Raw genomic sequence first — 9,486 nt, forward strand, 5'->3', positions numbered from 1 at the left:
TTATGTCGGTTTTTTAATCGATGTATATATAGGTCATCACTTCATCTACATAATCTTCTAACGGTTGTCCAGAATCTACAATAAGATATGTAAAATCAGATGGCCTTTTACTGCCATCTAACCATTTTTTAAATCCTTCTTCAGATTCCACTTTTTCAATTTGACTTATCATTCGTTCTCGAATTTTCAACCTGTTATTAATTTCTTTCATATTATCGAGATAGCATTCAACATATTTATATGTTACTCGATGTTTCTTAGACAACATTTCCCCCTTTTCCACCATTTCTGTATAAAGGCACGGACTATCCAATATTACACTATGCCCTAGGGATAAGTGAAAATCTATTAACGCCCATTCAACATCGTAGGAAATCCCACCAGTACGATTCGTTTCAATCTGATTGGTTTCGAACGATTCCAACAAGGCCGTTTTTACAATATCATGATCAATAACAATTGCCCCTGTATTTTTTGCTATACATCTAGAAAGTGTTGATTTTCCCGAACCCGGAAAACCAGCCATTTGAAGAAAAAACATAAAAAACACCCTTCCTACTTTTCACTTCAGTATTTATATATACAACATTTCATCAGCACATTCCTTTTCTTCTCCTCCGGATCACCATACAAAGGGGCCTCCTGTTAAAAACAGGAGGCCCTTATTCCAACTTTACATTTTTAAGCTGCTTTTGCTTTTGTTGTTTTACGAGATTTCTTCGCTCCTGTAAAACGTTTATGAAGTACAGATGCAATAAAACGAGCAATAATATTGAACAGTAATACCATAATAATTAATACGGCTGCTGATTTCGTTGCAATTAATTTTGCATCTGGAATAATTCCTTCAGAATTTAATTTCCAAATATGAACAGCTAATGTTTCAGCTGGTCTAAATGGATTTAACGGATGTGCAGGACTTGAAAAATCTGCCGCAGAATTTAAAATTGGTGATGTTAAACCCGCTGTATAAATTAAAGCCGCTGCTTCACCAAATATACGTCCCGCAGCTAAAATAATCCCCGTAATAATTTGAGGCAATGATGACGGAAGAATAATCCGCACAATCGTTTGCCATTTTGTCGCCCCCAGCCCAAGACTCGCCTCTTTCACATTATGCGGAACTTCTGTGATTGCACTTTCACAAACGCGAGTTAAACCAGGTAAATTTAAGATTGTTAAAGCAAGAGCACCACCTATTACTGTGTACCCCCAACCTGTCATTGTCACAAATACTAATAAACCAAATAGCCCAACAACAATAGAAGGTAATGACGCCATCGTTTCAATACATAAACGAACAAAACTTAAAAAGCGACCTTGCTTTGCATACTCTGCTAGATAGATTCCAGCTCCTAATCCAAGAGGAATAGATATAACAAGCGTTATAACAAGCATATAAAAAGAATTGAATAACTGAGGACCAATTCCTCCTCCTGCTCTTGTATTACTTGGTTCCCCGAACAGGAAGCTAGGGTCCCAAAAACCCCAACCCTTTTGTAAAATTTCAAACACTAAGAAAACAAGTAAACTTACTACAAGCACTGCAACTGTATATAAAACACCCGTCCAAATCTTATTTACTGTCCTTGCATTCATCGTTATCGTTCACCTCTTTGACCAATCGCTCGAATTACTAAAATAAATAGGAATGAAATAACAAGTAATATCATCGCCAATGTCCATAAAGCATTGTTCCAGGCAGTACCATTTAATGTATTCGTCATATCCATCGTTAAAATACCCGTCAATGTCGCCGTTGGACTATAGATTCCTTCAGGTAATTTAACAGTATTCCCAATTACCATTTGAACAGCTAACGCTTCACCAAAAGCTCGCGCTAACCCTAGAACTAACCCTGTTAAAATCCCTTTTTTTGCAGCTGGAACAATAACACGACTAATCGCTTGCCATTTCGTCGAACCTAAACCATATGAGGCTTCCAAATAATCGAATGGAACAGAACGAATTGCGTCAGAAGCAATACTAGCAATAGTAGGTAAAATCATAATACTTAGCACAATAATACCTGCTATTAAACTAAAACCAACTCCACCAAACGAATCACGTAACAGAGGAACTAAAATAGTAACCCCCAGCAATCCATATACAACTGAAGGAATTCCAACTAGTAATTCTAAAACAGGCTTCAACACTCTATTACCAAATTTCGGTGAAATTAAATTCATAAAGATTGCAAGAGCTAGCGCAATTGGTGCACTAATAATAACCGCACCTAACGAAACAAGTGTCGAACCTACAATAAATATTACAGCACCAAATGAACCTTGATCAGCATTTGGATTCCACTTCGTTGATGTCAGCATTTCAGAAAGCGAAATACCACTTTGCGTAAAAGATTGAATTCCTTTTCCGCAAATAAATGCAATAATTGCTAATGTAACAAGAACAATAAATATACCGCAAAATGTAACGAGTGCTCTTCCGATATATTCGCTCTTTACGTAATTAATTTGTTTCTTCCCCTTCATCACAGGTCATAACCCCACTTCATATATTGAAATGAACAAGACTGGCCTCTCAGCCAGCCCCATTAAATATTTTACTTATTTAGTTTAGACATTGGGATGTAACCCATATCTTCCACTTGTTTTTCAAAATCCTTACCTTTTACATAATCAATGTAAGCTTTTGTAGCTTCTTTCGCTTCCCCTTTTGTTACCATGTACTCATAAGACCAGAATGGGTATTTACCAGAAGAGATATTTTCAACTTTTGGCTCTGCACCATCAATTTTTACAGTTTGTAATGCATCTTTTTTATCGCCAACCATATAAGACATCGCAAGATAACTAATTGAACCTGGAGTAGAGTTGATCGCTTGTTCTACTGCACCATTAGAATCTTGTGTTGTACCTGTTCCATCATTAATCTTTACATCTTTCATGATTGTTTTTTCGAATGTAGCGCGTGTACCAGAAGATGCCGGACGGTTTACTACATTAATTTTCTCATCTTTACCGCCTAACTCTTTCCAGTTTGTAACTTTTCCACTGAAGATATCTTGTACTTGTTTCACAGTTAAATTGTCAACCTTCACATCTTTATTTACAACAAGTGCAAATGCGATACCCGCCACTTTATTATCTACTAATTCTTTCGCTTTCTCAGGATCTTTTATTTTATCTGCAGCTGGAACATCAGAGTTACCAATTTGAACCGCACCAGAAGCTACTTGGTTAATCCCTGTTCCACTACCGCCACCTTGTACTTGAATAGAAACTTTAGAATTATTTTCCATGAATTTTTTACCAGCTTCTTCTGCAAGCGGTTGAAGAGCTGTAGAACCAGCCGCCGCAATTGTACCGGATAATTCTTGTTTTGCATCGTTACTACCTTTAGCAGTGTCTTTGCTATCTGTACTTTCTGATTTCCCGCACCCAACTAAAGCACCCGCAACAACTAATGCTGCTAACGAAAGTTTAATACCCTTTTTCATGACCATGTCTTGTACCCCCATTTGGATTATCACTTTTTCTTATTTCCCTACTTCTTTCGAACACAAATTCATTGTAGGACAATAATATTGTGTTAGTGTTAAGCAATTTTTAATTTTAAGTAAATAGAGGACATAAGCCTAAAAACCCATATATCCCAACTCTTTTTATAAGAAAAACCAAAAGAATCCACGCAAAATTGCTCGTATTGTAAATTTACTTTTAATAATGTAAATGTATTGTAAATAAAATTCTTGTTTTCGCTACTTATGTTAAAAATACATTTACAAATCTCTTCATTTTTTTGAAGTTTATAGCTTTCACTCCACATTTATCCCACATAATTTCAGTAATATTTTTCACCTCAGCAAAATAAGTTGGAACAATTCTAAAAATAATTGAATATTTTTAAAGTACTAATTGACAACATCATCCAATGTAGTCTACTATGTTAGTAGAAAAAAGTTTCCTTAGGTAAACTTTTTGAACTAACACTAAAAAAATAGAGAAGAGGTAACTTTTATGGTATCGGCTAATACCAAACCCCTTTCTACATTCCGAACAGGGGAGTTTGTACAAATCGAGAAGATACAATTAGAAGGAACTATGAAAAGACGTCTATTAGATTTAGGCTTTATTCCGGGGGCTACCATTAAAGTATTGCAAAGAAGCCCACTTGGAGATCCAATTGCATATCAAGTAAGCAATACGACTATTGCACTGCGTAGTGAAGAAAGTTCCCTTATTTTTGGAGTATTAATAGGAGATGATTTAGCATGAACAACCATCGCATTGCGCTAGCCGGAAATCCGAATACCGGGAAAAGCACATTATTTAACACATTAACAGGATTAAAACAACATACAGGCAACTGGACCGGAAAAACTGTATTAAAAGCAGAAGGGGAATATGAGCATAACGGAAGTATATATACGGTAATTGATTTACCTGGAACATACTCTCTATATTCAAACTCTGTAGATGAAGAAGTAGCACGGGATTATATTATTTTTGAAAAACCCGAGGTAACCGTAGTAGTTGTAGATGCAACTGCAATGGAAAGGAATTTAAATTTAGCATTACAAGTAATGGAAATGACTAGCGACGTTATAGTCTGTATTAACTTAATAGATGAAGCAGAAAAAAAAGGAATTGTCATCGATGAAAAGAAATTAGCAAAATCTCTTGGTGTACCTGTGGTCAAAATTTCAGCTCGAAATCGTGTCGGAATTGGACCTTTACTAAATGTAATTGCTAAAGTTGCTAACAAAAAATTAATTCCTACACCAGTTCAAATTACTTACAATGAAAAAATTGAAAATATGATTCAAGAATTAGAACCTCAAATTCATAAAGTATTCGGCGATACATATCCTGCACGCTGGATTGCACTACGAATACTAGATGGGGATAAAAACTTTCTAGCTACACTTCAAAAACATCATAAAGAACCGCTTGTAAGGGAGGTCATAATAAATGGAATCTCACTCAGCCAGTAAGGCTCTTCCATTAGATTATATCGTTCAACACGCACAAAGACTTACTAAAGAGGATATACGAGATGATATTGTAAGTGATATTTATCGAACTTCCGCAAGTATTTGTAAGGAAGCGGTTCAATACACAAACACCAATAAATTATATCGCTCAGAGAAGCTAGATAAAATTTTCACTTCTCCTATTTTTGGATTTCCAATTATGCTCGGAATTTTATCTATTATTTTTTATCTTACAATCGCAGGAGCGAACGTGCCGTCTGATATGATTGCTGAATTTTTCGGGTGGGCAGAAGGTCATTTAACAGCTTGGTTCCAAGCAATGCATGCACCAGAATGGTTACACGGCATCTTAATTCTTGGCTTATTCCGTGGTACCGCAGCTGTTATTAGCGTTATGTTACCACCTATGGCTATTTTCTTCCCGATGTTTGCTTTATTAGAAAACTACGGATACTTACCACGTGTGGCATTTAACATGGATCGTCTATTCAAACGTGCTGGCGCACACGGAAAACAATCATTAACAATGGCAATGGGATTTGGGTGTAATGCCGCTGCCATTATGTCAACACGTATTATCGAATCGCCACGCGAACGTATGCTAGCGATTTTAACAAATAACTTTGTTCCATGTAACGGGCGCTGGCCTACTTTAATCTTAATGGCATCATTATTTATGGCTGCTGGATATACAGGTAGTATGCAAACTCTTGTTACAGCAGGTGTTGTAGTCGGCATGGTTATGATTGGCATTATTGTCACATTAAGCGTATCTTGGGTATTATCAAAAACCGCTCTAAAAGGTGTTCCAACTCACTATACGTTAGAATTACCACCATACCGTAAACCTAAAATTTTGAACACAATTATACGTTCAACACTTGATAAGTCACTATATGTTTTAAAACGCGCAGTAATTGTAGCAGCACCTGCCGCTGTCTTCACCTGGGTGTTAGCAAATATTTTTGTTGGTGACACAAGCTTACTTATGTATTTTGTAAATTTCTTAGATCCATTCGCTAAGCTCCTAGGTCTTGACGGATTTATTCTAGCCGCATTTATTCTTGGTTTGCCTGCCAACGAAATTGTTATCCCAATTTTGTTAATGTCTTATTTATCAACTGGTGCTTTAACTGAAATAGATGATTTTAATCAAATTAAAAACTTATTCTTAGAGAATGGTTGGACTTGGTTAACTGCGTTAAACACAATGTTGTTCTCCCTTCTTCATTTCCCGTGCGGCACAACATTGGTTAACATATATAAAGAAACAAAGAGCACGAAATGGACATTTCTATCGTTTGTAATCCCTACTGTTATCGCCATTGTTGTTACATTCCTCACATCGCAATTGGTACATTGGTTAGGGCTTGTATAAGGTGAAACTTTAATCAGTGGTACGACTTCACCTTCCACTGATTATTCCCCCATCAATCGGGCTTTTACAAACCTTTTATCCCCCCAACTTCTTTACTTTGCTAAAATTTCTCCATCTCAGAAAAATACATGCAGTGAAAAAGCTATCTCACCAAAGTGAGATAGCTTTTTTCACTGCATACTATTATTTCTCTACCACCGTAGAATTGTGTTTCACTTCAATGTTTTTAGTCACCATACTTACTACTAACATGACAATACTATTTACCCCTAAGGCAACAATCCCTACATTTAAATCTTTAATATATTGAGGAAAGGATGGAAACATGCTAGCTAATGTCGAGCCGGACAATGTAATATAAGCTACGATGAATAATCCCACTACCATTCCAGCAATTGCCCCTTGTTTTGTTATAAATTGACGGTGGAATAAACTGCAAACTAATGCAGGAAACAACTGTGTAACAATACTGTATCCCATAAGAAGAAGCGCCCCAATTGTTTCCCCGCCTTTAAATGTAAAAAATACAGCAACAAGTGTAACAACAGGAACAAATAATTTAGCAGCCCTCACAACTTGCTGGTCTGATACGGACGGCGCAAGAACCTGATAAATGTTTTTTGCAAGTAATGTGGAAGCTGCCATAACAAGCATAGACCCTGGAACTAGGGCTGTTAGCAATCCCGCACTACCGATAATACCAATAAACCACGGATCAAAGGTTTGAATAGCAAGGCGGAATAACGATAAATCTGCATCCGCTCCTTTTAATCCTGGTACTTGTAAAATAGCAGCGAAGCCAGCAAAAAATACAAAAAGCAGCACTAAAGAGTACAATGGCATAATCGCCGCATTTTTCCGAAAGACTTTTGCACTTTTTGCTGAAAAAGCTGAAGCAAATGTATGCGGCCACATATAAAACCCTAATGCTGTTAATATAATAGTAGAAACAAACCAGGAAATACTCATTCCTTCCTCAGGTAAAGCTAAAAACCCTGGTTTTGCTGCTTCTACCGCTTCAAACATCGGTTGAAAGCCTCCATAATAATGATACGGTAAATATATCCCTAGAAACATAACGATAAATAAAATCATAATGTCCTTTAATGCTGCTGTCCAAGCAGAGCCATGTATACCAGAAATCATCACATATATCGTAATCGTAATCGCACCGATCCAAACTGCAAAAACCGGTGATACTTTTCCATACGAAGCTTCTGAGACAATGATCCCTAATCCTTTTAGCTGTAATACAAGATACGGAATAATAGAAACAACGCCAATAATCGATACAATAATTCCAAGTACCTTACTACTATATTTTTTTGTAAAGAAATCCGGTTGTGAGATAAGCCCATGCTGTTTTGCATATTTCCAAACTGGTGGCAATAAAAAATAAGATAAAATATACGCTAACGCGCCGTATCCTAAAATATAAAAGGTAGGAGCACCTTTACTATACGCCCATCCGCTGCCGCCTAAAAATGTAAAAGTCGTATAAATCTCGCCTGCCATAAGAAGAAAAACAAAAATTGTTCCAAAGCCCCTCCCGCCGACAGACCATTGTTCTAAATTCATATCTTTTCCACGCTGTGCGCGAATTCCTAAAAATAAAGAAAAACACAAAAACAAAGTAATAATGATAAGTGCTGTCATTCCGTTTCCCCCTTATTCACAGGGTCTAGCCAATACAGAAGTCCCATACAAAAAGATGTAATAAATACAGAAAGTAAAATCCAAAACAATAAAAATGGCATCCCAAATACATAAGGGGTAACTGAGTTTGTAAATACGGGTCCAACAACTAAACAAAGGACTGGAATAAGTGCTAGCACGTGTATTTTTTTCATCCTATTCTCCTTTTCTCATAAGCTCCAAAACAGATGTAACAAAAACTTCTACTCCAATCGGCAGGGCATCTTCATCAATCGTGAAACGAGGATGATGATGTGGATATATAATTCCTTTTTCTGTATTCCCAGCACCAATGAAGAAAAACGTACCCGGTGCCTTTTGTAAAAAGGCTGAAAAATCTTCACCTGCCATCGTAGGTTGTAACCTGCGTACTCGTTCTCTTCCATAAAGCTTTAGTGCTGCATTTTCTACAATTTGTGTGACCCATTCATCGTTTACAACAGGACGATAACCATATTCATAAGAAAAACGATACGTTGCACCATATGCTTCTGTAATATGCTTCACAATACTTTCAATCCGCTGCGCAGTTTGTTCTCGTAATTCATGCTTTAAACTTCTTACTGTACCTTCAATTTCCGCCTGCTTAGGAATTACATTATGCGTTGTACCCGCATGAAACTGCGTTACAGATAGAACAAGAGAATCTAATGGGCTCGTCAGGCGCGATACAATTTGTTGAAGCTGCGTAACTACTTGCGTTCCAATGGCAATACTATCGACTGTTTCATGAGGAATACCTGCATGTCCACCTTTTCCGTCTATTGTAATTTTAAACACATCAGGTGCTGCCATCGCTGGGCCATAAATCACACCAACTTTCCCAACTTCTAATGAAGCCCAAAGATGTGCTCCGATAATATAATCCACATTTTCCATTACGCCTGCAGCAACCATTTCCCCAGCACCACCTGGAAAATTTTCTTCAGCATGTTGAAATAGAAAACGAATTTCACCACGAATTTTTTCTCTTTGTTCTACGAGCGCATATACAGTACCAAGAAGCATTGCAATATGACCGTCGTGCCCACAAGCATGCATCACTCCTGGATTTTCCGAAACAAATTCAAATTGATTTTCTTCTTGGATCGGAAGTGCATCCATATCTGCACGAATGGCAATAACTTTTCCTGGCTTTTCACCAATTAACCTTGCCATAATGCTATACTTTGTTGGTCGTGAGACTTCTAGGTGAGGAATTGTTTGAAGTATGTCATATATAAACTGAGATGTTTTTTCTTCTTGAAAAGATAACTCTGGATATCTGTGAAAATGCCTTCTCCATTTCACCAATTGTTCTTTATAAAGAATGATATCTTTGAATTTGCCCATTTATCCTCTTCCTTTCTTCACTAAGTTAAATGTTATTATAGCTCGAATCAAAAATTAAATAAATAATATTCAGAATAATTAATTATTTAAATCGAGATTTTCACTTAATATATATAAATCCATT

The 9,486-nt window shown here is 36.7% G+C and carries 10 protein-coding genes; 3 read left to right on the plus strand and 7 right to left on the minus strand.

The annotated features are described in order from the left end of the window. Positions 1-13 precede the first annotated feature (13 nt). The 4 genes from V7183_RS02585 to V7183_RS02600 all read right to left on the minus strand — a co-directional run bounded on the left by V7183_RS02585 (position 14) and on the right by V7183_RS02600 (position 3,466). Entirely contained in the window at positions 14-541 is a 528-nt protein-coding gene (locus tag V7183_RS02585; RefSeq protein ID WP_335358607.1) for an AAA family ATPase, read from the minus strand. A gap of 140 nt (positions 542-681) precedes the next feature. Then, positions 682-1,599 carry a phosphate ABC transporter permease PstA gene (pstA, locus tag V7183_RS02590; protein WP_097896427.1) on the minus strand — a complete coding sequence of 306 codons (918 nt, stop codon included), beginning with the start codon at positions 1,597-1,599 and terminating at the stop codon, positions 682-684. 2 nt (positions 1,600-1,601) lie between these two features. Then, entirely contained in the window at positions 1,602-2,492 is an 891-nt protein-coding gene (gene pstC, locus V7183_RS02595; RefSeq protein WP_141523263.1) for a phosphate ABC transporter permease subunit PstC, read from the minus strand. Between the two features lie 71 nt (positions 2,493-2,563). Continuing rightward, complete coding sequence (locus tag V7183_RS02600; protein WP_141523262.1) at positions 2,564-3,466, minus strand: phosphate ABC transporter substrate-binding protein PstS family protein; 903 nt, start codon at positions 3,464-3,466, stop codon at positions 2,564-2,566. A gap of 514 nt (positions 3,467-3,980) precedes the next feature. Here V7183_RS02600 and V7183_RS02605 point away from each other — a divergent pair. The 3 genes from V7183_RS02605 to V7183_RS02615 are packed head-to-tail and all read left to right on the plus strand — an operon-like array spanning position 3,981 to position 6,335. After that, the gene (locus V7183_RS02605) at positions 3,981-4,238 is read left to right on the plus strand and encodes a FeoA family protein (RefSeq protein WP_097896432.1); all 258 of its coding nucleotides are present in this window, start codon (positions 3,981-3,983) and stop codon (positions 4,236-4,238) included. Continuing rightward, positions 4,235-4,957, plus strand: coding sequence for a FeoB small GTPase domain-containing protein (locus V7183_RS02610; protein ID WP_335358608.1), 723 nt, complete (start codon positions 4,235-4,237; stop codon positions 4,955-4,957). Before V7183_RS02605 ends, V7183_RS02610 begins: the two co-directional genes overlap by 4 nt. Next, positions 4,935-6,335, plus strand: a complete 1,401-nt coding sequence (locus V7183_RS02615; protein ID WP_335358609.1) for a nucleoside recognition domain-containing protein — start codon at positions 4,935-4,937, stop codon at positions 6,333-6,335. The genes V7183_RS02610 and V7183_RS02615 overlap by 23 nt, the downstream gene beginning before the upstream one ends. 183 nt (positions 6,336-6,518) lie before the next feature. Here the strand turns inward: V7183_RS02615 and V7183_RS02620 are convergent, their stop codons facing one another. Genes V7183_RS02620 through V7183_RS02630 form a run of 3 tightly spaced genes read right to left on the minus strand, consistent with a single transcriptional unit; the run spans position 6,519 to position 9,362 of the window. Then, entirely contained in the window at positions 6,519-7,991 is a 1,473-nt protein-coding gene (locus V7183_RS02620) for a sodium:solute symporter family protein (RefSeq protein WP_335358610.1), read from the minus strand. Continuing rightward, entirely contained in the window at positions 7,988-8,185 is a 198-nt protein-coding gene (locus V7183_RS02625; RefSeq protein WP_097896439.1) for a DUF3311 domain-containing protein, read from the minus strand. Before V7183_RS02625 ends, V7183_RS02620 begins: the two co-directional genes overlap by 4 nt. Before the next feature lies 1 nt (position 8,186). Then, positions 8,187-9,362, minus strand: a complete 1,176-nt coding sequence (locus V7183_RS02630) for a M20 family metallopeptidase (RefSeq protein ID WP_335358611.1) — start codon at positions 9,360-9,362, stop codon at positions 8,187-8,189. Between the last annotated feature and the right edge of the window lie 124 nt (positions 9,363-9,486).

The sequence above is a fragment of the Bacillus sp. JJ1127 genome (assembly GCF_036965845.1).
Classification (GTDB): domain Bacteria; phylum Bacillota; class Bacilli; order Bacillales; family Bacillaceae_G; genus Bacillus_A.

Excerpts from the sequence above, each read along its gene's own strand:
- pstA (WP_097896427.1), bottom strand. The coding sequence starts at position 1,599 with ATGAATGCAAGGACAGTAAATAAGATTTGGACGGGTGTTTTATATACA.
- V7183_RS02605 (WP_097896432.1), top strand. The coding sequence starts at position 3,981 with ATGGTATCGGCTAATACCAAACCCCTTTCTACATTCCGAACAGGGGAG.
- V7183_RS02585 (WP_335358607.1), bottom strand. The coding sequence starts at position 541 with ATGTTTTTTCTTCAAATGGCTGGTTTTCCGGGTTCGGGAAAATCAACA.
- V7183_RS02600 (WP_141523262.1), bottom strand. The coding sequence starts at position 3,466 with ATGGTCATGAAAAAGGGTATTAAACTTTCGTTAGCAGCATTAGTTGTT.
- V7183_RS02630 (WP_335358611.1), bottom strand. The coding sequence starts at position 9,362 with ATGGGCAAATTCAAAGATATCATTCTTTATAAAGAACAATTGGTGAAA.
- V7183_RS02615 (WP_335358609.1), top strand. The coding sequence starts at position 4,935 with ATGGAATCTCACTCAGCCAGTAAGGCTCTTCCATTAGATTATATCGTT.
- V7183_RS02610 (WP_335358608.1), top strand. The coding sequence starts at position 4,235 with ATGAACAACCATCGCATTGCGCTAGCCGGAAATCCGAATACCGGGAAA.
- V7183_RS02620 (WP_335358610.1), bottom strand. The coding sequence starts at position 7,991 with ATGACAGCACTTATCATTATTACTTTGTTTTTGTGTTTTTCTTTATTT.
- V7183_RS02625 (WP_097896439.1), bottom strand. The coding sequence starts at position 8,185 with ATGAAAAAAATACACGTGCTAGCACTTATTCCAGTCCTTTGTTTAGTT.
- pstC (WP_141523263.1), bottom strand. The coding sequence starts at position 2,492 with ATGAAGGGGAAGAAACAAATTAATTACGTAAAGAGCGAATATATCGGA.